The organism is Ohtaekwangia koreensis, assembly GCF_900167975.1.
Lineage (GTDB): Bacteria > Bacteroidota > Bacteroidia > Cytophagales > Cyclobacteriaceae > Ohtaekwangia > Ohtaekwangia koreensis.
In genome coordinates this window covers 922,378-945,196 of record NZ_FUZU01000001.1, presented here as the reverse complement: position 1 = coordinate 945,196, position 22,819 = coordinate 922,378, and the positions used below count along the sequence as shown (strand labels likewise).

Sequence of the window (22,819 nt, the reverse complement as noted above, 5' to 3'; positions counted from 1 at the left end):
GTATGGCATTGATAGCAAAAGAGAAATACGATCAGCGAAAGGTTGATCGGCTGGGTGAGCATATCCGAACCTACTTTGAGAAAGGTAAACCAATCGAGTTTGAAATCGTGGTTGATAGTTTCAAGGTAGTACGAAGAACAAGTGACATAGACATGTTCAATATGTATGAAAGCTACGTGGATGGTCACACAAAGTGTATAGAGTTCATTCTCTTTGCCGGTAGCAGCAATAACAACGACAAGCACATTTTCATGCTTAGTGACGATGGAAAATCTTCACTCGATGGAATTGATATAGAGCAACAGATTCAATCGGGAGTTGATAAGCGACTACGTGAAAAGGAGTTTGAAGATCTTCGCGAAGAGAATAAAGAACTTCATGACGAAGTAAAGGAACTTGAAAGGGAAATTGAGAAGCTTGAAAAAGAAAAGCAAGCGCTGGAAGCCAGCAGGTCTCCGCTAAGTGGTGTTATAGGCGAGATCGGTTCAAGCGTTGTCGAAAACTTGATCAAGCGTAATCCGCAGATTGTGTCCCGTATACCGGGAGCAGAGGCGCTCGCAGGATTACTCGATACAAAGCCCGTTGTCACAGAAGATATAGAGCATACGGAAGTCAGCTTTAAACCAAAAGATCAAAGTCAGGCTCAAGATCATTCAGCGATACAGTTAAGTGAAGAACAGCACAATGCGCTTCTGTTTGTGGAAGGGATCAAATCACAATTTAACAAAGACGAGTATGACAAGGTCAGTCTGATTGTTCAATTACTTGCCACAGACAAATCTCGATTGGATGTGATAATAGAATTGCTAAAACATTAAGAAAATAAATTATGAAATATTCATTTGAGATAAGTATAGATGCACAAAGTCAGGAAGAAGCAATTACAAAATTACAGGCAGCTTCAACACTCATGCAAAAACTCAAGGTGACCGAGATTGCTAAACTGGCTGAAGTTGTGAAGAACGAACCTGCGAAGACTGCACTGGCTAAGAAAGCATTAGGTCTGTAAACTTTCAAAATATATAGTATATGGAAACTTCAGACGCAGAAAAAATCCAGAACCTCAAGACGGTAGTGATATACTCCACACTTGGTGTAGGGACGGCTACAGGTTTATTCTTGCTGGGGCGTCACTTCTATAAAAAGTCACAGGCCAACCGTTCCGAGAAACATAGTCTGGAGGAAGGTGATCCGGCTACATACGCCAAACAGTTGAAAATGGCATTTGATAATGACAACTATCTGAGTTGGGGAACTGATGAGGAAGCCATAACAAAAGTCTTTCAGGAACTTCCTTCGAAGAGAATGTTTGAGCGGGTACAGAAAGAATACTTTCGAATGTATAGCAGGAGTCTGAATGCAGACCTGGAGGAGGAACTGAGCAGTGAAGAGTATAACAATCTTATTCGCTTACTAAACGCAAAGAAGTAAAATCATGAAGAGGAGAAAGGGATTGAGGGGAACGGATCGTAACAAAAGCAGTAAAGCTCGAAAAAGTATACGTCCGGGTAAGATCTTTATATATGCGCTGGCATTGGCTGCGCTTGGCGGTGGTGGTTATTTACTCTATAGTCGTGCAAGGAAGAAGAAGTCAATAAGCAATTTTTCGAGTGATGCTACCGATTTAATCAGCTATGAAACTCCGGTTACGGATACAACGACTTCTGCAGCCTCTTCAACAAAAGCGAAGGCTTCCACACGGTCAAAGAGTAATGATGACTTCCCTTTGAAGAAAGGTAGTCGCGGTACGCGCGTCACAGTGCTTCAGCAGGCGCTGATAAAAAATGGTGCTGCGATCAAAGCCGATGGAAAGTTCGGGCCAGCAACACTGGCGGCATTGAAGGCTGCCGGCTATAGCGATAGTATAGATGAGTCATCCTTTGCAAACATTACTGGTCAAGCCCCCTCCTCACTATTAATTGTATTCAATCCAGGCGAGCTCGCAAGGAAGCTTTTCAATGCTGCCAACCTGGGTAAAGATCAAGAAGTGGTTTCGATGCTTCAGCAAATCAAAACAGTAAGCGAATATTCAACAGTGAATGAATACTATAAGAAACTCAGTATTGTATCGAAGACCATAGTTACACACTTACTGGACTATGCTTTCAAATTGGATGCGGCAGCGCAAATGCTCATCAAAAAAGAGTTCACACGTATTGGTCTTAAAGTAAATGATTCGGGTGTATGGAGTCTGCAAGGGATACAGCTATATAAAGATCTCATGACGATTCGACAGACCATTGTGATTGATGCAATGAACAACCGTATACCCGTGAGCAGGAATACTATTCTGGGAGATGAAGTAAAAATCGAAAATGGTATGACCTGGTTCCGGTCAGTAGACCGAAGTATACTACGGGTTCCTACACAGGATGTGAAATATAGCACGTCCTAAAAATCACTAACAATCGAAAAATAAAGAGGATTGCAAAACAAGGTTTTGCATAACGGGCGAAGTATGTCCTCGCGCGAAGGAAAAAGTCAACACAATTAATCAATTAACAACATGGCAAGTTTTGAAGGGTTTGCAAGCAAGGTCTTGCATTTGGAAGGTGGGTTTGTTAATCATCCGGCAGATAAAGGAGGGCCAACTAAATATGGTGTCATTCTTTCAACATGGAAACAGTATGGATATGACAAAGATAAGGATGGCGATATAGATGCTGACGACATTAAGCTACTAAGTGAAGGTGACGCAAAATTTATAGCAAAGAAAGTATTCTGGGATTTCTTTCAAGCTGATTTTATACTCAATCAGTCTGTAGCGGAATTCATTGTGGATTGGGGGTATAATTCCGGAAGGGTACTCGTGGCAAAGAAACTTCAAAAGCTATTAGATGTAACTGTTGATGGTCTTATAGGCATTCAAAGCTTAAAGACGATCAATGTTATACCGCAGCAGAATTTATTTGAAGCGTTGAAAACAACGCGAAGAAATTTTATAGATGCAATCGTCAAAGAGAGACCAGACCAATCAGTTTTCTATAAAGGTTGGATCAATCGCATAAATTCTTTTCGGTTTGCTGACTAAGCGTACGCTTGCTCCGGGTTTAATGTATGCTTCATAGGACATACTATAAATCCGGAGATTCTGTACGAAGTCATAGACTTTGGTAGTGTCGATGATGAACAAGAAGAAATCAGAAAATTCTTCAATGTCCTGCGAGATGATAGCAAGATGCCAAGTGACATCGGGATGCCGCAGCAAATCTTTAGTATAGATTTTAAAAATAGAAGTCATCAGAGTAGTGGTTTTAGGTAACTCAATATACAATGCTTTCGCGAATAATATCAATCCTGAGAAGTCGGGAATATGAAATTTACGTTAAGCCGTATCAGCTAAATATAGTTGGCTTGCGGAGTAAGAACACCAATGCGAATAGCTTCGATGATGAAATACATGTGTTCTATAAAACCGAAAACGGAAAATGGAATTATCATACTTATAACACAACCACCGACCCTGGTACATTCTGGCTTAACAATCCCTCTTACGAAAAAGGCACTGCTATATTGGCAGAAGGTCAGTATAAAAACGCCTATGCTATAGGATTACACAGAGGGCTTTATAAAGCACTCAAACAAGTGAAAGCTGTAACCGTTGTTCGCGATTACGACCGTGATGCATTACTTGATTTTAACAATGGAACTGAAGAAAGCGGAATCTTTGGTATCAATATACACCGGGCTGAAAGCTCTGGATCGACTAAGTATATTAATAAATATTCAGCCGGTTGTCAGGTATTCCAGAATGCATCTGATTTTGATGAGTTCATGCAGCTATGTGAACAACATAGATTACGCTATGCAAATTCCTTTACTTATACATTGATAGATTTCAGGGCTGTGAGGCGCATTACATGGAAACGTGTTATAACGGCTTCTACTGCCATCGCTGCAATAGCCCTTGGATGGATCACTAAAAATATACTCTACAATGAGCGCGCCTAAGCCACCTTTTCATTCTACCACAGAAGAACTGCTATATAATATACTTCTAAAGTTACCAGACGTGACATACCTGACTGCAAATGATGTTAACTCTATCGCCAAGCTGAATGCTTTGATTCTGGATGGAGATATACCTTCAGAGCAGTCCACTACGAGTGCTGTCGAATCGATCAGAGGAAATGTACCAGAGGCGGGCAACACACTTGCAAAGTTATATAGCATCATTCAGGGATTAGGAAATCTTAAAAGTGAAGACATTGATACGCTGGCTGAGTTAAACGCAATCCTGAAGGATGCTGACCTTGCGACTTTTGCCGACCTTGAAGAGACACTGGTTGGTATAAATGATGGCGTACCGTTAGAAGGAAGTACACTTCGAAAGCTATATGAGCTTATCAATACCAAACAGAACAAGTTTGGATCAACGTTTCCGGGTACATACTTTGTATCACCCACCGGTAATAACCAAACCGGTGTAAAAGGTGATTTCTCAAAGCCCTTTACACCTGCGGGTGCGTTGGGTTTAGCGGTTGCCGGAGAAACGATAACATTCCTGCCGGGAAGCTATGTCATCAATTCAAGTATAGCCCGTAATGGTGTCACATATACAACGCTGGGTGGCAAGGCAACCATTACTGTAAACCAATTGAATGCAGTGGTATATAATTTTGATGCTCTGCCGGAGTCTCCACAGAATGTTACTATAGCGGGGGACTTTGATTATATCATTCAGAATGGAGGCACCGTGTTTAATTTCAAGGCAGGCAATACGCTTCGTAGCTATGTTGTGCGGTGGGCGAATGCCTTTCAATCCGATGGCGTCTTCATGAAAATGCCAACGGTGTTTTCAACCGGTATATTTGAAGGTAACATTGATATTGATACAACTTCAAGCAAGGTGGCGATTGAATGTCGCACCACGGCAGCAACGTCAGGAGCCGGAGTGATGAACCTGCGGATCACTAATAAATCACTGACCACCTACGCTATCAAACCATGGTTCATAGGATTCTTGTTTAATATATCTTATACAGCAACCAACTATGGTTTATTTTCTCAGCCGCTTAATGCAGGATCGGATAACAATGTATTTGTATTGAATATAAAACAGACAGATGTATGTGTAACATACCTGAGTTCCGGAGAGTATAGCGGGTCAATGACTGGTGGGCAAATCAATTTATTCTCAGGGAGCATAAATATGAATGCCCGGCTTACCAATTGTATTCTATATGCCTCACCACAGACATCATCGCATGTCACAGCACTAGCCAATAACGTGGTTATAATAAATGATCAAGTAACAGTTTTGGAACTTCACGGCACCTGGAGAAGCTGTGGCTATAGTCGAACGACTTCCAGTCTCTGTATTTTAGCAGGACAGTTTTATAATTTACAATTCAATACCTCCGTAGGTATACTCAAGATCAGCGGGTATGTAAGGCTTGTAGACACAACCACAGTTACTGTAAATGCCAATGAATATCTTGAAGTCAGCGGCAAGCTTGTTGGTAAAGCGTTGCAAGTTATTCAGCTAAGCCAAGGTTCGCCAGTGGTCATCTCTGGCTACATTAAGCAACTAGAACAGTTTGCACCGGCTATTAAGTCTGCTGGTGGTGGATATACTCATTTACTCATCTTGAAAGGAGCCATTATAGAATCGGGCTCTTCGTCACCTGATGGCATTAGGGTTGATGCTCCCGATGGTATACAACTAAAGCTTTATGGCAAGAGTTATAGCAATAAGCCTATGAGTGGCACAGGTGTAGTAACTTATCTGGTAGGAGCTTCGGATGATCTTGTAGTGGATACGGATATTAGCGTGATTGATTCATAATAAAGCTTATGTAAATAGACGCTGTAGCAATAGCAATTCCACCGGTGCCAGTTTTACCTTCCTTCTGCTCAATCTTTAGTTGTCAGTTTTGTCTGTATCATAGGACTGCAATTTTATCACGGGCACTCCTCTTAATAATTATTTTTAGCTTGCTAACGTTCTCTGCCGGTAAGGTTGTAATCGCTAGTAAAAGCCATTCGTTAGATTGCTGGATAGCTCGTGTTTGAATCATCAATGGCCTGATTACTGTAGCAATCAATTCAGTTTTCGACAAACTGTCCTGCACCCAAAGGGTCAGCTTAACCTGATTGTCTGAAAATTCATAGTTCCCCTTAACCATAAAGAGAGGGAGGTAAGATATAACTTTAGGTCAGTAAATGATGATACGAAAAACATAAAAATCTCACGTCCTGTTTCTTCACTCGCCTGGGACAAAACTTTCCTTTTATTTTTTCCGGTTTTTTAGTTTCCTTTTGATTTTTTTTACCGATGAATGCTGATACTCGAAAATGCCGGTATTGCCAGTTCGCGTATAGCGGAGGAGCGAAAGAGCATGTTTTTCCGAAAGGGCTAGGCGGTCCGAATATATTCATGGACAACGTGTGCGAGAACTGTAACCGAAAATTCTCGCACTATGAGCGCGAGTTGATGCGCGATTCGCCTGTGGCGTTTATGCGGAGTGTAGAGGGCATTGAAGGGTATAAGCGTTCGCACGTTCCAGCAGGAGCATTTTTAGCTCCAATCCTGTTGACATTTGATGACCAAAGCAAAATTGTTTACGAGGTCGGTCAGCGATACCCGTTGGAGAATTTCATCAGGCCACAGATGATATTGATTAAGGGAGGTTTTTACATCGAGGGAGACAAGCGTGAAGGTCTTGAAATGCTCGGCAAGAAATTCGCACAGTGGAAAAGAGATGTTAGAATCATCGCTCTAAAAATCAGGAAGAACGACACAGTATCACTTCAATGGATCGAATTTGTCGACAACGGTTCTAACTATGAAACCGTTGTACAATCCTCAAACACGAAGAGTAAAGACATTATCAAAATTGATATATTGACCGATACGCATGACTTATTCCGTTATCTCTCACCACGACTATTTCTCAACGATCTCGGCGAGCTTTGGGTCAGGGCAAGAGATTTGGACGATGCAGTTTCATTCCTGATCAAACTCATGAATTATACAAGAGTTCGTGTGGCTCTGAGCAGCTACCCGAAGACATTCACTAATCCCTTGATCTATGTCGGACAAAATTTCAACAATCTCCAGTTTTCTCAATGCCTGGTGAAAATTGGGATCAATTGTTTGATGTACTACTACCCTGCATTTAAAGATGATGAATCAATGAACGAATGCATCTCGTTCGTAATGACAGGAAACGGTAAGATCGAACTAAAGGGTGAAGAGAAGGACAATATCAAGGATTTTGGGGAAGGAACGCACAGCCTGTTTTTCCAACAGACAAGTTATGGAATGAATGTAAGGATCGCTTTTTTCAACGGTACAGGTGGAGCGTTCACTTTCGATGTAGTTGGTCTAAAAATCTTGATGCCCGGTGAATTCAATCGGCTCGTGGTAGATTATAAGTCACACACAATGGAGTTTCAGGATCGAATTAAATTCCTGTCATCATTTGACCAAAAAAAATAGACTAACTGCTCTGTTCTAAACATAACTATCAACTGTAAATCAATCTACCATGAAAACTGATGTTATCTGCGATACAAATATTTGGTACTATTTGGGTGATGGAACAATTGACCCAAACAGTCTGAAAGATTACTCGTTAATCGCCACGTTCTATAATTTCGAGGAGTTGATAACCACACCAAACAATCTAACAAATTTTCAACAAGTTCGTCGCGCTGCAAAGGCGATTGTGAACTACTCAAGCAAACAATATTTAGAGAATGCTTTTTTATATCTCGCAAACCAGATTACACCCAATTATGAGGACACTAAGTACGGTTACAATCTAGGCATTAGAAATTGGGCAGAAATAAGGCGAATGGCCGCACTTGACGATTCTTTCCAACTTACCCCAGAATTAAAAGCAGAGTATGAAAAGAATGCAATCAATAGAGGTAAACAGGGGCAACAAGTCGCGCAGATTGAGAACGATTTTGTAACAAATGTAAAAGCCCATTCAAAGAAGGTGTGGAAGACTAATTCCAGCAAATACTTTAAAGAGAGGTTTAAAGGCATTCTTCTGGAATTGAATGATTACCTAAAAATGTTTAGTGATGGTCGTATTGAAATGCAAGGCAAGCACATTAAACAGGTTGAACTTTTTCTTACTGCCTTTTTGCAATTTTCAAAAAATACAGAAGTAGCAAAATGGGTCGTCAAACCAAATGATGCCTATGATTTGTATAATTTGATCTATGTAAAGCCAGGTAGCAAATATTTCACAAGAGAAAATCGTTGGAAGAATTTAATAGCGGAAGCAGGTCTTGATCATTATTTACTTCATGCCTGATGACTTAGGTGATCACTATATCGCTTGCTTGTACGAAGCATTTCAACCTGCAAGAATGGTTTACCTCGACACGAACTATTGGATTAGATTAAGAGACGCTGAAATTCAATTTGAGTTAGCTACTTATTAGTAGCTTTTGTCGATCCTCGTTTCTTTTTGGAAAGCTTCTTCTTCTTGGAACGCTTCGTCGAAAACTTTAATTGAATCGCACCATCAATGAATTGGAACAATGCGTCGAACTGCTGGATAACGTAAGGAAGGAATGTGAGCTCCAGCACCAGTTCACCATCGCGCACGGTGATGTGACTTTTTAAAATTGCCATAAACTTTTCTTCACTTTTCCGTGCCGTTTCATCCGCTGAAAGCTGACCATCACTATGAATGATCATGTTTCTGAGCTTGTTGATCTGGTAAATCTTATTCCACCTGTTGTCGCTCTTGTCAATTTTTAGACCGACGATCAACTGCATGTATGAAAAGGACCTATGGATTCCATTTCCTGCAATGTCTTCCAGACGTGCAGGATGTGAAATCTCATCTTTCAATTTGTTAGCAAGTTTGTCCAGTTCATGTTCCAGAAACGCATACAAAGTAAGAAAAGCGGACTTTCGCTGAAGGTTTGGAAAGTGAGAGGTAAATAGCTTGTCCAAGTCCCAACCCATATCGTCCAGACCTTCATAATGCGTAACGCTCTGCCCAATTTTTTCCTCTTCGCTAAATACTATAAAGTCTTCTTTCTTATTGTTCTTGAAATGTTCAGTGCTGGCGTCTATTTGCTGCTCCGTTCTCTTGACAAAAAATGTCAAAAGTTGTAGTGTGTGAATCGAATCGAGTTTGTACCAATGCCATGGCGCGCTTAATCTCATAGATCAAGAGAGTTTAACTTTTTAATAAGGCCAAAGTTCCTTTGTCTGAAAATCCTCGACGAATTGGACAAGGGACTTACATCGCGGATTTAAAAAGAACAAGTTTAAGGGTGTCGGATAGTAGGTTATAAATGTCGATTTCAAATCGTGCAAATTGCAAGGTATTTGAATGTGGTGCTCGGCTTCAAAATAACTTTTTATAAAAGATAAATTATTATTTATCCATGCTATTTTCTTTTCGAAAATAGGCACGTAAGCATCGTCCCCTTCAAGAAACGCGCTTTTAACCTGACGAATCCCTCTTGCGTCAAATCCGGTCTCAAAAAATTTGAACTCAAAAATAGCGAGGCACTTTGTTGCAGCATGGTATCCGAGGTAGTCGATTTCACCACATTCAAACTTGATGTCTGGAAATTTGTTGAATGTTTTGTCCTTGATTGAACGACCGCTGAACCCAAGTTTTTCAAGTTGCGCGATTACGGAACGTTCAAACCATTTACCTGCATTGCGCGCGATTTCACTAATCGCATCAGTTAAAGGCTTGTGTTTCCACCCATGAGGTGTCTTGTTAAATGCAAGTTCACTATCCAGAAGAGTGAGGTAGTCCTCCACTTTTTTATGTGACCACATAATAACTGTTCTTCCCTTGCTTTGGAATTCCAGAAAAGGTCTTTTATTGATTCGATTGTATTGCCGCGAATTCCATACCTGTCTCGGGATCGACTTGTCTAAAATCAGGTTGTTTATTACGGCATTCACCGACTCAAAGGGAAAACCGTAGTAGGCGGCGAGGTTAGTGAGTAGATGATCCTTTAAGCACATGGGCGCCTTCTTATGGCTTTCAATTTTTTCCATGTTTGCCGGAGCAGCAGTAACCAAAGCCTGAAATTCAGTGTAGGTAATTCCAAATACCTTACAGAAAGGCTCATTCAAAACTTTGGCATGATACTGATGATCGAATGGATCAAAAGATTTCTCCAAATACTGCTCACGTAACGTAACCTCTTTGCGATTCTGTCGATGATAGTCGGCCATCAAATCGTGATTTAGGTCATCGACGACATGCTCAAAATACGGATCTTCCCCAACTGCATTTATCTTGATTGATGTGGCATTAGGAGCAACCATAAAAGTATGGTTGCTGACATTGGCATATTCGACACATTTTTCGGCACACAATAGAACGTTTTCAAAATCCGGAATTTGCGTTTGCCACAAACCGGATACTTTGTCCGTTTCACCAATCTCTGCAAGCTTCTCGCAAATCAGATCAAGAGATTGTTGGATTTTAGGCCCCGTTTCCTGCCAGTAGTTTGAATCATCATCGGCAAGCTCACCCAGTTTAAAGGCGCGTGAGGCTTTTCCTGCTTCTTCATTCTGGAACAGGATTTCACCAACCCATCTGCTGGTAGCGATATTAGGAAGGAGCCGATTCAACCCTTCTTCATAAAATTCAAATATGAATTTTAGTATCTCATTGCAAATCGTTGTACCAGCGTAGAAGCCAGGGGCATACTTCTGCCTCAAATGGTCTTCCATTTTCTTTTGCATATCTACGCGTGTTTGCGGAGCAGGCCGTACAATGCGAGCTTGACCAACCACTATGTATGTCAACGAATGTTTGAAGAAAATTTCCATTTACAGCAATTATCTACAGAGTGCCTCCATTCGAAAGGTAGAGCAGTATTGTTCTGGTACGCCAAGCCTCATTAAACGTTCTTTAAATATCTGTTGATCTTCCGGTCTATGGTAGGAAACTGCCCATTCAATACTTTTGCTCGGAATTGACTCAAATATTTTTCTAAAGTATTGCATATCCACTTCCGAAAGAGAATGGCCTAAAATCATTACTCGATCAATTTGGCCTAAATCGAGAAAGAAAGACCTATTATCGTCGATCACTTGGGATGTCTTCTTAAAAGACTTGGTGAAGTAACTTAATAGCGCACTTTTGCCACTTTCGTATGAGTAGTCATATTGATCCGATATTTGTTCTCGCCATTCATGGAGTTGCTCATCAGTTAAACCTTTGGGAGGTTCTGGCTCTGCTACGTGGTGTTGAAAATTGTTGGGATCAATGCCGTGACCGAGGATCAACGTTGCGTCGGAATTTACTGCCTTGTTGTGAATGTACAGAATGGATTTTTCGGGAATGCCGTAGTACCGCTCCAATGTGTTCGTGTAGTTGAAGCTGAAGTATAACCCGTCTTTATTTAGCTTGAATTTTCGATCATCAATGACATCGGGAAACTCCACTGCAAGAATGAATTTTTTGAACTCTATAAAAAGATTCTTAGTAAGATCATTTACAATCTCCTCCATTATTATTTGATAACTATGCCAATCACTATCTCTGAAATCATCGCTTGCTATGTTGGGCAGATAGTCGGTATTGTCCTCCAAAACAGTATCAAAATCCAGATCGGCTAATGCTTTTTCGAATTCTGACCACAGGGGGTCATAATGGCTTTGCTGATCATCTTTGTCAAGATTGGGCAAACCATAGTATTCGACCAGATAGTTGTAGATGGTCGAGTATCCATCCTGAAGGAAGAAAGCGAATGACTGGTAACTGGTACTCAGGCCATGATACCGATCAAATCCATTTCCAATTACATACAAGGTTTTCATAAGGGGGCAAGATGCCAAAAATGTGACTAATCCAGGTTAGGGACAAGTTACTGACGATTTCCGATAAAAAGAGTAATGCGCTTCGATCAAGCCGAAATGTCGGTTTCTTTCTCGTGCATTGGTAACTTCGAGCCGAACCCTGGATAAAAATATGAAAATGCCACCCCGAATAACGACCGTTACCCGCCAGCAAATCGCTGATGAAATGAATATCGGAAAACTCTGGTATCACGGTAATCTCGATGAACCCGATTTTCTTACCCGGTTATTTGACCTTAAAGGACTTCGCTCAAACGATCCGCGATATGACAATGCATACGAAGACATACGGAAGCACATGGTACTTAATGCCGACTGGCCAAATGATTGGATTTATACCGACCCAAGAATCAACCTGTTGTACTGCGGCGATGAACTCTACTTAAAATTTCTTTCCCTGACTATTAATCCAGCAATACGCACCAATTCAGGCGATGTAGCTAAGCTGCTCGAAATTTACAATCGACATTTGCACCAACATGGTTACGAGATCATTCAAACGAGCGAGATTTCTGGAAGACCTATTTTTACTGGCAGACAAAAGCTTATTGGTCAGGCCAGCCTTGCATTAAAGACGGTGGAGATTAGGAAGTATCTTAATACCGATTACGTCAGTGCAAAGATCAGTACGATGACTGAAGCGGTTTATAAGGATACAGATTTAGCAATAGGCACTGCTAAGGAATTGCTTGAAACGACGTGTAAGTCGATTTTAAAACAAAAGGGAGTTGCCATAAACAAAGATTGGACATTGCCACAACTACTTAACAATACGACATCTGCGTTGGACTTTAAACCGAAGGAAGCGGACAATCCTAATACGGCGGAGAAGGCGATTAGGCAGATACTCGGTGGAATATCAACTATTGTTCATGGTGTCGCGGAGTTAAGAAACGGCTATGGAACAGGTCATGGAAAGGATGCGAATTTTAAAGGACTGGAAGTGAAATATGCAAAACTGTGCGTGAGCGTTGTATCTGAGATTGTAATTCTCTTCTTGGCAACGCAGGGCGAAACAACCGAACTTGTCGAAACTGTAGCTGATGACCTTCCATTTTAGCATTTAACAAACTTAATCAGGAACGATATGTCGAAACAAGGCAATTATAAAAGCAGATTTATCAGGTGGCAAGGTGTCTTGCGCGAACATTTAACATTCACAAATAACATGATATTGGTGACTGGTATTGGGATAATCGCTTCGCTTGTGGCCCTATTGGACTCTAAAGACTTTATTCCGACTTCATGTCAAAAAATATTCTTTACAGGAGGGATGTTGTTCGATTTTATATCTGTGACTTTTGGAATGGCTGTCGCAGCAAGTCGGTTACAAGACTTTCGTGAAACACTTAGGAAAATTAAAAGTAAGGGATTGGAACAATCCAGGAACACGGACTTTTATGGTAATCGAACCTGGTGGCTCTTTTATCTACAATTTGGCTTTTTCGCGGGTGGTGCTATTCTGTTAACAATAGCGTTTGGTATGATTTATCAGACAAAATTATTTTAAGGGACAAGAGAAACATAAATCTGCAAATCTCATTAGCTCACTGAGCAGTTTGCAATCCACTTTGTGCGTAACAAAAGGTAGCTTTGAGGAGCGCGGAAAAGTCGATCGAGTTTTTAAAAAAAATCAAGGAATGTTATTGCCATTATCTCTGGGGTCTTATAACCCAATATAAAGAATGAGCATCTAGGTATGGGTGATTTTGAGGATATTCCTTAACCAGTACCCATCTCACCCTATCCCTGAAAGTCTTTGCGATTTTTACCTGGTCGTCAAGCCAAGTGCAGGTAGTAGAATCGACTTGGTCGATAATAGCACCATTCCAATTGACTCCATCCAGTGAGGCATTGAAAAATTTAGAATCAAATAGTATTGCATTACTAAAATCAGAACCTTGAAGTTGAGCTTCACTGAAGTCAGCTTGATTAAGTTGTGTGTACAGAAATTTAGAGTTAACCGAGCCGGAAAAACTCCCCCCAATTATTGAAGCCCTTGTAAAGTCCGATTCATCAATGTTCGTATTTACAAAAGATGCTTGCCACAAATAAGCGGCTCTGAAATCGCTGCTTCTTAAATTCAATCCGTCAAACACAGCGTTTCTTAAATTAGCACCGCTTAAATAAGCTGATGAGAAATCTGGCCCCAAGTCAGCCAGCTCGTTAAAATTGGCAATATTGGAATTGCTTAAGGCAATCAGTAATTGCCCTCTTTCAGGGCTGAGAGGTTTGTGTATTAATAATGGCTCTGAGCCATCATCAATGTCAAAAAATAATCCTTGAAACCAATTCATAAAATTCCTGGATTTTACATTTTTAGTTTTAATTGAATCCCATTGATAGTTCGAATAAAATCCATTGGTAGAAAATGCATCTTCGTTAGGCATAACGATAAATTGATATGGTCGAAAGGAGCGACTGAGCGCTACTATTCTACCTAGTATGGATTTAGGGACACGAACTTTTCCGTCTTTCTCGGGTTTGATATCGTCTATTTTATTGCTTATGCTGCTCAACTCGGTGACTAAAATTGCTCGTCGTGAGGCTTCAGCTAGCTGATTTTGTAGATCGATTTTTTTGTTCTGCTTATTTAATAAATTGTTAGCTTGTAGAGCGAGTAATAGCCCTAGTATGGCAATAACACTGACCCCTGCCGATGCAACAGTTTGCGGAGAAAAGAGTCTCCAAAGTAGCGCGGAATAAGTTGCCTTCCTTCTAGGGTCATCATCATTGTATTTGGATCGTTTGAAAAAGAAATTATATAGAATGGGCACAAGCCTATGATCTTGAGCCATCATGTCAGCTTCGATTTGCTTCAGCTTATTGTCTAATTCAGTGATTCGTTTTTCTTGCTCATTTGGAACGACTTCCTGCTCATCAGAGATAATTTCAGGCATAATGTGTATGGTTAAGGAAAGGTCTTGCTTAAGGCAGTTGGTTATAAGCAAAAAGCCCATCACATATCCTATTTGGACAGGTGATGGGCTCATCATGTACAAGTTATAAAACCCAGACCTTCTAAGCAATCGAAAGACGAGAAATTTGCGACCACGTGTTGACAAGATTATACACTTTAAAACCGAAGGAGATGTCAGGTTTTGTTGTTGATTGTTGTAATGATCTGATTTACAGTATGTAAAAGCTGTGATGAGTTCGACAATCTGTCCGTAAGGTCTACTAGGCGGGATTGTATCTGATTCCTGATGCTATCTCTTTTTTATTCCTTTACAACTAACTGGCTTCCAGTATGATAATTTGATAACTTTTAGTGAACAGTGGGTTCGAACCTCTGAAATTTTATAAATTAGTTTTTTCTGAGAAGATCGAACCCGCGACTTTTTGAATGAATTAGGATAAAAATTCTAGTGGCAATTCTAGTGGCAAAATGGTGGCAATAGCATGTTAAATTCAATTTTGTGGCATTTTTGTGGCAAAATTGAGAGGAAATGACAGGAAAGCTTTCTTCGTCATTATAGGTGAGAAAGAGAGAGTTAAGGAATGCGCAAGAAATACCCGGAAAGAGTTTGCAACCCTGCCGGGGCTACGAGTAAAAAAGCCTTCAAATTATTGAAATTCGAAGGCTTTTTTTGTTGGACCTAACGGGATGATCGAAACCGTTCTTTAATTTTTATTCAATATTCATTTTACATAAAGTTGTCGCATGCAGCAAAACCCAACTCAATATTTAATGATATAGTCGTTTCTGATTTTACCAAGTCAACGGTTAACTATCAGGGACTGAAATTTTGTGCCCGGAGTCATTAACGGTCGAATGACATAAATCAACGCTTAATAAATTTCAAGATATTAGTCTCGTTTTTATGGATAATTTTCACAAAATAAATACCTGACTGGAAGTTGCTTATATCAAGAGGGATTTTCTCTGTTGCTGTAGTGGTAATGATGAAAAGATCCCTGCCAAACATATCATGGACTGAAATAGTAACTGTTGAATTGGTGAATTCAGCCAAATTGATTACAACGACTCTATCCGCTGGATTTGGATAGATGACTGATATGTCCAATGTACTCTCTTCAATTCCTGTAACAGCCGAAATTTCAAGATTTTTTGTGACACTAGCTTCGTAATATATTGAGGTGGACTGCGCTGTTGCAGTAATATTGGTGTTACCTCCGGACTTGATTCGTATCATGTTGCCATTTATCAAATCAACCACAGAATAATTGTCGATTGAGTAAGTTATCGGTATTCCAGAATCAGATCTTGCATCTAGAGCAAAATCTGGATCTCCATATTGCTTAGATGGCAAATCGAATATTATACTTTGCTGAAGCTTTTTAACTTCTAAGTTTTGGATAACAGGTGTAGCAACATCAAAAATATCATCCCCTCCCTGTTTCGCTGTAATCTGGACAGTGCCTGCCTTTTTTATAGTTGCTCTGTCGCCACTGATTGAAATTACTGACTCATCTGATGTGAAATAGGCAAGAGGTAACCCCGAGGAAGAAGAACCCACAAGATCAAAAGGAGGATCAGTCACCAATTTTTGGGATGCCAAGGTAAAGCTGATGTCTTGAGGGACTTTTATTATTGTAAGACTTCGAGATACAGGCAGAGCAGGATTAAAACTATCATTACCAACTTGCTTTGCTGTGATTTGAACGACACCTGGATTTTTGGGTGTAAGGACATCTCCAGAAATAGATGCGATAGAATTGTCAGAAACCTCATACGTTACGGGCAATGTAGAAGAAGCTACTGCCCCTAACTTGAAAGGTGCAGCAAGAAGAGTTTTTGGAGTTTGGATTGAAAATTCTATAGTTTGATCCTTTTTTAAAGGAAGCAAAAAATCTGCCTGGTAAATGGATTGGCTGGCAAAGGAGGGACCGTTGGCGCCAATAAATATTTTTTTGTTTTTGGAAATATAAAGCTTATTAATTAGCCTAGCATCGCCTATTTGCCCTAGGTTTTCCCAACAACCACCACCATTTACTGTACGGAATAATAACCCAGGTTGCCAACAGGTAGCAAAACCATTTTGGTCATCAATGAAAGTTATTTGAGACGGTACCAAACCAGCTACCCTGTCATCCAAGGCTATATTTAGTTGGGAATCTAACTTCCAGGACTTGCCTCCATCCATCGTTTTCCAAATGTATGCTCCGCCTCCCGCATATCCCGTAGTATCATCAACAAATGAAATGTCAACTTTGTCGGTATTGGATTCTAAAGCCGAAATCGTATCGGGATAAACTGCATTTTGCCAGGTTATCCCATTATCACTATACAAAAAAATTACATTATAATTGTTGTATCCGGTGGCGACACATCGGCCTGATGGAAAGCATTTGATTTTAAGTATCTGTCCTCGCTGGCTATACACCTCTGTCCATGTTTTGCCCCCATCTACTGTCCGTAAAATCGTACCAGATTCTCCAGTGAAAGAAAAAGATGCGATATATCCAACATCAGCGTTTAAAAATTCAATATCATGAACGCCTCTGACATCGAGTTGTCCAGCAGTTTTGCCGCCATCTGTCGTCTTATATAGGTCAACTGATCCAAAATAACCCACGTCCTCAGAAAGGAACTCCACATCTCCATAGCTTCCGGTGCTAAATGTTGTCATGTGAAAAGTTTTTGACCAATTCATTCCGCCATCTGTTGTTTTGTAAAGGTCCTGCTGTCCCAACGCATAGCCTATATTTTCATCTGCCATTTGAATCCCTGCGATCCATCCGGGGGTATCTATATTCATTTTCTTAAAATCAAAGCGAGTCACCGGGGGACTTCGAAATATCACAAGGGTGTCTCTTGAAACACATGATCCATAAGAGGCTGAAAACACATACTCTATTGTATTTAAATTTGTTGCTACTGGAGTTAGGATATTTGGATTGCTAAGCCCCGTGCTGGGTGTCCAGTTAAAATTGCTGCCCCAGACACCCCCCGTGGCAACAAGTCGAATGGGTTCATTGGAGCACGCATGAACATCGCTTCCGGCATTTGCTTTGACTTCTATGATACCAACATCAATTGTTTTAGTAAGTGTGTCTGACGCCAGCCCGTTACTGCATACCAGTGATAAAGTTGAAGAAGTACTAGTTGTAAATCTTGCAGAATCCAGTGCCTTCGTGCTTACGAGTTGATCTTTTATTAGCCATTGATAACTATAGTTGTCGCGCGTATTGGTCGCTGTAAAAATCAAAGATGAAGCATTACAATACTGTTTTTGTATAAGATCAAAACTGACAATTGGAACGGACACACCGCCAAAGTTATCCGTTTTGAATGCATCCCCGTAACTGCTTAGAGCCAAACCTTTGCCATCTGGATTGATCGCGATGGTGTTTATGGTCGTTCCTTGGGTTTCTTTAAAAATCTCCCAGCTGACTCCTCCATCCGTTGAAATATAGACTCCGTTATCTGTTCCGAGATAGATGTTTTGCGGGCTCAAAACAAACATCGCATTAATCTGGCTGTAGGGAAATGTAAAGTGAGTCCACGTATCACCACCATTTGAAGATTTACTAATCTTGGTACCGGATGCTGCGATAAGATTTTTATCATCGATAACCTTAAGATCAACAAGCTGACTGCCATTCAACTTTGTTCCCGTTATTGACTGCCCATCAAAGCCTTGAATAAAATTTTGGGAAACTATGTATCCTTGATTGACAGCCGTCATCTTTATCCCGGTGTTGTTGTTTTCTGCAATGGGATTGACGTTTGTCCAAGTATTACCTCCATCGGTCGTTTTAATCACGATCTTGTTTCTACCAACAGCATAGCCATTCAGCTTGTCAATAAATTCCACATCATTTATCTCACGCAACGGGGTACCATTATTGTTTACATAGGTTATTGTCCATGTCTCCCCTCCGTTAAAGGTTTTCATTGTAATAGCTGAATTCCCGCCAATGTCACCAACTCCAACTCCCTCCTTCGAGTTAAAAAAGTTTATATCATTCAGAGTTACGTACCCTTCAAGATTATGCTTAATCCAAGTATTTCCTGCGTCAAATGTTCCATATAAGCCATTAGCACCTGAAACGTAGAATGTATCTGCCGCCACATGGATAGATTTATAAATGACAGTCTCATCAAAAAGCTGAAATTTTTCCCATTGTGCTACCGCAATTTGAGGTAACGATATGATTAACGATAAAAGGATACATAATCTGTAAGTTTTTTGAATTTGCTGTTTACTTTTCACGGGGCTCTAAATAATTTCTTGTATCTAATCCAAGTGGGCATCAGCCAACTTTGTCTGCTTACTTGTCTGGCATAATGGCGAGCGAATTATCCATCCACGAAGCCGAGCCAACCCAATTGTTTGCCAACAATTGGCTAAACGACATACGCATATATTCCTTTTGTCACTACACGTTTCCAGGCGTTCGTTGCCAACTTGGTTTGCGTTCAATATCCGTGAAATCTCAGGCATCTCAAAATTGAATGTTTAACATTTCAACCGGACTCTTGATGTGTCTTTTTAGAATTCGTGTTGATCTTGCGCGTAAAGTTCTGTGGTCAAGTCTGAATACGAAGCAAGTCATGGGATCGATGTTTTTACATCGTAACAATCTGATTAACAGTATGTAATGATTTTAAAGAGTTCGACAATCTGTCCGTAAGGACTACATACGTAAAAATTTTAAGCCCTCAAGTTATTGAAATTCGAAGGCTTTTTTTTGGGCCTAACGGGATTATCGAACCTCTGCTTCAGGCAGACGCGGCTATTCGCGATCTTAGGGCACACAATACTAAGGCGGTACACGCTTCCTAGCACGAAAAAGTATCTCCAGAACTTAATGAACGCTGTATTCGAGGCCAGTGGTGTGAGAGGCACATTCTACGAGAATTACTAAGACTAAGAGGGTCCATTGACTTTTCATTCTGCGATTCATTTAGCGCATGAGCTACAACGTTGGTGCATATGACGTTGCCGGATCTAGGAGGCCTTAGCACTGTAGGAATGCTAAGGCCTAGTCGCCCAATCTGTCCCACGTTGTTAAGAAACAAAACTACGAACTACACAGAACCCCCCGGCAATGGCATATGCACTTTGTTAGCGGCTGGCCTATTCAAACTCCTCTTTGTCTTTTAAAATTCGCTTATTATACAAATCGTCCCAGTTGTCAAAAAATTGAGTTGTCGGCCATTGGTCGTCAGAAAGTCGTTTAAGGACCCATGTCAGATGGACAACTGCAAATTTCTCGTTGTCAACAAGGAATAATACATCATCGTTGTCTTGTCTTCTCGCCAAAGTCTTTGTTGTCCTGCCGTAAAGAATATGAGTTTTGCTGATCTCGCTTTCTAGCTGGACGGTCAAACCAATGTCTGTCCAATACCATGGTGGCGGTAACTCTATTGACTTATCCACGTCCTTCATTTTGAATAGGCTTGCCGCTAACGCTTGTGTATATGCAGTTTAAATTTTTAAAATAATTAATCAAATTCATATACACTTTGTTGGCAGTAGTTGCACCTTCCAGAATGTCTATCATAGTCCACTGTCCAATTTTGATAACCAGTCACTATACTTTGATTTGTATTGCTCTCTAGCTTGTTTGTCCTTAAGTATCAAATCAACCCCTCCATCATACGGAACTATTACGGTGTCATTGTCAACCGACATGAAAAATACTCTCACCGAATCTTGAGCAATGTCGCGAAGGATATTGTTAAACTTGCTTGGTGACCAAACTGAGTTGCAGAACATAGGTCTAAAAACTTGTCCATTGTCATACTCGTCAGGCCACAATTTATATAAGTCGATATTGTCAAGTTTATTGAATGAAAGTCCTTTGATCGAATCAACATCGTCAATTGGATGAAGTTCAGTATGTCCTTCAAAATGAAAATCACCAGTGACAAGAAATATCTTTGCCCCATCACCAAGGATGTCAGTGATAATGGCGTTTTGTCGACTTAAAACTATTGTCCATTCGTCTTCATTGTTGGGATACCGCTTTGAGTCGGGCAAACTATGAATTCGAAACCATCTGTCCGGGTAGTCATGGCGAAATGTGTATGAAATCGGTACTGAGTCCGGATACCTTTTTGTCCAAATGTTATTGAAATCCTCTTTTGTCATTGGTGCAATTACCGCCAACAATTGGCTATACGACATACGCATATATTTTGGGATTATATACGTATCCCTTTTATCACTACACGTTTTCAGGCGTTCGTTGCCAACTTGGTTGCGCTCAATATCCGTGAAATCTCAGGCATCTCAAAATTGAATGTTTAACTTTTCGGCCGGCCTCTTGATGTCTTTTAGAATTCGTGTGGAGACCTGCTCGTAAAGTTCCATTGTCTTGGGAGAGCTATGTCCCAGCAGAGTCTGAATATACCGCAAGTCAATATCATTTCGAGTAGGTAGATGGCAAAACGAATGCCTCAATGTGTGGGGAGGTGCCTGCTTTGAAATCTTTGCTTGTGCAAGGTTGCGCTACAAAATATTCTGAACGCTTTTTGCCGCTATATTGGCCGCCGGCTTGATCTACTTTCTGAGCTTTTTATCGAACCAAAAGAACTTAGAATTTGATTGAATTTTCAAGAATAAGGTTAGATACTGGTATCCTTAGGTCTACTCACAGGGAAAGATCAATGAACCATGTTGATCTTTCATTTTTTTTATCTCCCAATTCTATTGAAAATGAATCGGTTAGCTTCACAGCTTCATTGACTTTCTTGGCCCGATAATGCTCAATTTTCCGATCAAACGCTGCCGGCATGGCTTATAGCTCTTGCGCTCATTTCTTGTCCTCTGTCAACTCAATCTTTCTACCGTCCAAGTCCTCAATAATTGCAACATATCCCCATTCGGTCATGGTGGGGGTCCTTAATTATTTTACCTCCAGCGCTTTTCAATTTTAGAATTAAGTCGTTTAAGTTGTCCACCGTAAAGCCTAACCTTAATGTGTCGTCAGATTTCTCTTTGTCTTTCGGTAAAGGGTAAATTTCAAAGACAATGTTGTCTAATGTTGCAGTGTAATGTAGCGGACCTGTTCCATGTCTATGATTTTCAAATACCACACCTATTTTTTCCGTAGAAGTCTGCTAGGTCTTTAATACAACTAAATTTATTCTCATTCTGTCCTAAAATGAATGCACGCTAACATTTGGCTATTGGGCGTTGTGGCAAACCAAAATAATGAAATTAGATATCAACCGTGCTGCCATGAATTATAGCTTGTGTTGTGCGCAGTTTGTTTATCTGATCATTATGTTTCCGAAGTTCTTTCCGTTAGTCATTTGTCGATCGGTATTTGGTCTATACCGTGTCCGTTCGTCATTGATTAAATCAAGAATCTCTTGCCTGGAATCAGCCGTTATTGTATCAACTTTTGTTTCAATCTTTAGATAATCAATTCTCAAATCATATGGTTTGATTTTTGAACCAAACATCATTGTCGTAAAAGTTGAAAGCAGTACGAATGAACTGTCTGTTGGCAGGCTTATAACTAAGCTGTCACCAAGTTGTCCAGTTGGGTAATTGTGAATATTGTTCTTGTCAAATTCTTCAATTTTGGGTTTCACTATTACTGTTGCATTGCCACCCGAAACGTTCGTCAATGTCAATACTTTAAGACCTTCGCAGCCTGTTAGTAAAATCAAAATCAGTATAAAATATAATCGCATTGTCGTCTTGAAGAAATTGCGGATACACGTTGTTATAGGTCGTGCGCGGTTCGGTCTACTTTTAATCTTATACATGTCCAAGTGGTAGCTGAATCACCAAGTATTAATTCGTCTTGCGAAATACTTTCTATCTCGTGTTCCCATCTATCAATCTTTGGTCGTTGTCCACAGGATGTGAACAGAATCACCATCAAAATACAAATAACTAGTCGGTGTTTTGCAATCCAAAGCATATCTATAGTCAAATTTATGGCAATAACGCTCGGCTATAAACGTATGCGTTTAAATAGCTATATCCCCGTCCCACGTTGCTACCGAAATTGAACAGCACACACTTTACTAGCCTACAATACAGTATATGTTTTATGGCCGTTACTGTGGGATTACTTTTT

At 40.4% G+C, this 22,819-nt stretch carries 21 protein-coding genes; 11 read left to right on the top strand and 10 right to left on the bottom strand.

The genetic code is table 11. From position 1 onward, the window contains the following. The first annotated feature begins 2 nt into the window (after window positions 1-2). The 9 genes from B5Y40_RS04105 to B5Y40_RS04060 all read left to right on the top strand — a co-directional run bounded on the left by B5Y40_RS04105 (window position 3) and on the right by B5Y40_RS04060 (window position 8,273). Complete coding sequence (locus B5Y40_RS04105) at window positions 3-818, top strand: cell division protein ZapB (RefSeq protein ID WP_079685424.1); 816 nt, start codon at window positions 3-5, stop codon at window positions 816-818. An 11-nt stretch (window positions 819-829) separates the two neighbouring features. Next, window positions 830-1,009 (top strand): hypothetical protein, encoded by a 180-nt coding sequence (locus B5Y40_RS04100; protein WP_079685423.1) that lies wholly within the window; start codon window positions 830-832, stop codon window positions 1,007-1,009. A gap of 20 nt (window positions 1,010-1,029) precedes the next feature. Next, window positions 1,030-1,431: a hypothetical protein gene (locus tag B5Y40_RS04095; protein WP_079685422.1), complete on the top strand. Its 402-nt coding sequence runs from the start codon at window positions 1,030-1,032 to the stop codon at window positions 1,429-1,431. Window positions 1,432-1,435: 4 nt separating this feature from the next. Further along, a complete protein-coding gene (locus tag B5Y40_RS04090) occupies window positions 1,436-2,395 on the top strand; it encodes a peptidoglycan-binding domain-containing protein (RefSeq protein WP_079685421.1) in 960 nt (319 codons plus the stop codon). 111 nt (window positions 2,396-2,506) lie between these two features. Then, window positions 2,507-3,031, top strand: a complete 525-nt coding sequence (locus B5Y40_RS04085) for a glycoside hydrolase family 108 protein (RefSeq protein ID WP_079685420.1) — start codon at window positions 2,507-2,509, stop codon at window positions 3,029-3,031. 323 nt (window positions 3,032-3,354) lie between these two features. Continuing rightward, a complete protein-coding gene (locus tag B5Y40_RS04080; RefSeq protein ID WP_245840469.1) occupies window positions 3,355-3,951 on the top strand; it encodes a hypothetical protein in 597 nt (198 codons plus the stop codon). After that, window positions 3,938-5,788, top strand: coding sequence for a hypothetical protein (locus tag B5Y40_RS04075; RefSeq protein ID WP_079685418.1), 1,851 nt, complete (start codon window positions 3,938-3,940; stop codon window positions 5,786-5,788). Before B5Y40_RS04080 ends, B5Y40_RS04075 begins: the two co-directional genes overlap by 14 nt. Before the next feature lie 489 nt (window positions 5,789-6,277). Continuing rightward, window positions 6,278-7,444, top strand: a complete 1,167-nt coding sequence (locus B5Y40_RS04065; RefSeq protein WP_079685416.1) for a hypothetical protein — start codon at window positions 6,278-6,280, stop codon at window positions 7,442-7,444. Window positions 7,445-7,493: 49 nt separating this feature from the next. Then, entirely contained in the window at window positions 7,494-8,273 is a 780-nt protein-coding gene (locus B5Y40_RS04060) for a hypothetical protein (protein WP_079685415.1), read from the top strand. A gap of 119 nt (window positions 8,274-8,392) precedes the next feature. On the opposite strand, the gene B5Y40_RS04055 is transcribed toward B5Y40_RS04060, so the two are convergent. From B5Y40_RS04055 to B5Y40_RS04045, 3 genes are all read right to left on the bottom strand, one after another. Beyond that, window positions 8,393-9,139, bottom strand: a complete 747-nt coding sequence (locus tag B5Y40_RS04055) for a hypothetical protein (protein WP_079685414.1) — start codon at window positions 9,137-9,139, stop codon at window positions 8,393-8,395. Between the two features lie 21 nt (window positions 9,140-9,160). Next, window positions 9,161-10,690, bottom strand: a complete 1,530-nt coding sequence (locus B5Y40_RS04050; protein ID WP_143785597.1) for a hypothetical protein — start codon at window positions 10,688-10,690, stop codon at window positions 9,161-9,163. A gap of 96 nt (window positions 10,691-10,786) precedes the next feature. Beyond that, a complete protein-coding gene (locus B5Y40_RS04045) occupies window positions 10,787-11,770 on the bottom strand; it encodes a bacteriophage abortive infection AbiH family protein (protein ID WP_079685412.1) in 984 nt (327 codons plus the stop codon). A gap of 151 nt (window positions 11,771-11,921) precedes the next feature. Between B5Y40_RS04045 and B5Y40_RS04040 the strand changes: the two genes are divergently transcribed. Beyond that, window positions 11,922-12,869 carry an abortive infection family protein gene (locus tag B5Y40_RS04040; protein WP_079685411.1) on the top strand — a complete coding sequence of 316 codons (948 nt, stop codon included), beginning with the start codon at window positions 11,922-11,924 and terminating at the stop codon, window positions 12,867-12,869. A gap of 27 nt (window positions 12,870-12,896) precedes the next feature. Further along, window positions 12,897-13,319, top strand: a complete 423-nt coding sequence (locus tag B5Y40_RS04035; protein ID WP_079685410.1) for a hypothetical protein — start codon at window positions 12,897-12,899, stop codon at window positions 13,317-13,319. Between the two features lie 142 nt (window positions 13,320-13,461). On the opposite strand, the gene B5Y40_RS04030 is transcribed toward B5Y40_RS04035, so the two are convergent. From B5Y40_RS04030 to B5Y40_RS04000, 7 genes are all read right to left on the bottom strand, one after another. Then, window positions 13,462-14,709, bottom strand: a complete 1,248-nt coding sequence (locus B5Y40_RS04030) for a pentapeptide repeat-containing protein (RefSeq protein WP_159453604.1) — start codon at window positions 14,707-14,709, stop codon at window positions 13,462-13,464. An 885-nt stretch (window positions 14,710-15,594) separates the two neighbouring features. Further along, on the bottom strand, window positions 15,595-18,990 hold the full coding sequence (locus tag B5Y40_RS04025) for a T9SS type A sorting domain-containing protein (protein WP_079685408.1): 3,396 nt from the start codon (window positions 18,988-18,990) through the stop codon (window positions 15,595-15,597). 867 nt (window positions 18,991-19,857) lie between these two features. Then, on the bottom strand, window positions 19,858-20,160 hold the full coding sequence (locus B5Y40_RS29525; RefSeq protein ID WP_159453603.1) for a hypothetical protein: 303 nt from the start codon (window positions 20,158-20,160) through the stop codon (window positions 19,858-19,860). Window positions 20,161-20,280: 120 nt separating this feature from the next. Continuing rightward, window positions 20,281-20,910, bottom strand: a complete 630-nt coding sequence (locus B5Y40_RS04015; protein WP_143785595.1) for a DUF3885 domain-containing protein — start codon at window positions 20,908-20,910, stop codon at window positions 20,281-20,283. A gap of 105 nt (window positions 20,911-21,015) precedes the next feature. Then, a complete protein-coding gene (locus tag B5Y40_RS30095) occupies window positions 21,016-21,213 on the bottom strand; it encodes a tyrosine-type recombinase/integrase (protein WP_079685405.1) in 198 nt (65 codons plus the stop codon). A gap of 163 nt (window positions 21,214-21,376) precedes the next feature. Then, complete coding sequence (locus B5Y40_RS29520) at window positions 21,377-21,520, bottom strand: hypothetical protein (RefSeq protein WP_159453601.1); 144 nt, start codon at window positions 21,518-21,520, stop codon at window positions 21,377-21,379. Window positions 21,521-21,998: 478 nt separating this feature from the next. Then, a complete protein-coding gene (locus tag B5Y40_RS04000) occupies window positions 21,999-22,403 on the bottom strand; it encodes a hypothetical protein (protein WP_143785594.1) in 405 nt (134 codons plus the stop codon). Between the last annotated feature and the right edge of the window lie 416 nt (window positions 22,404-22,819).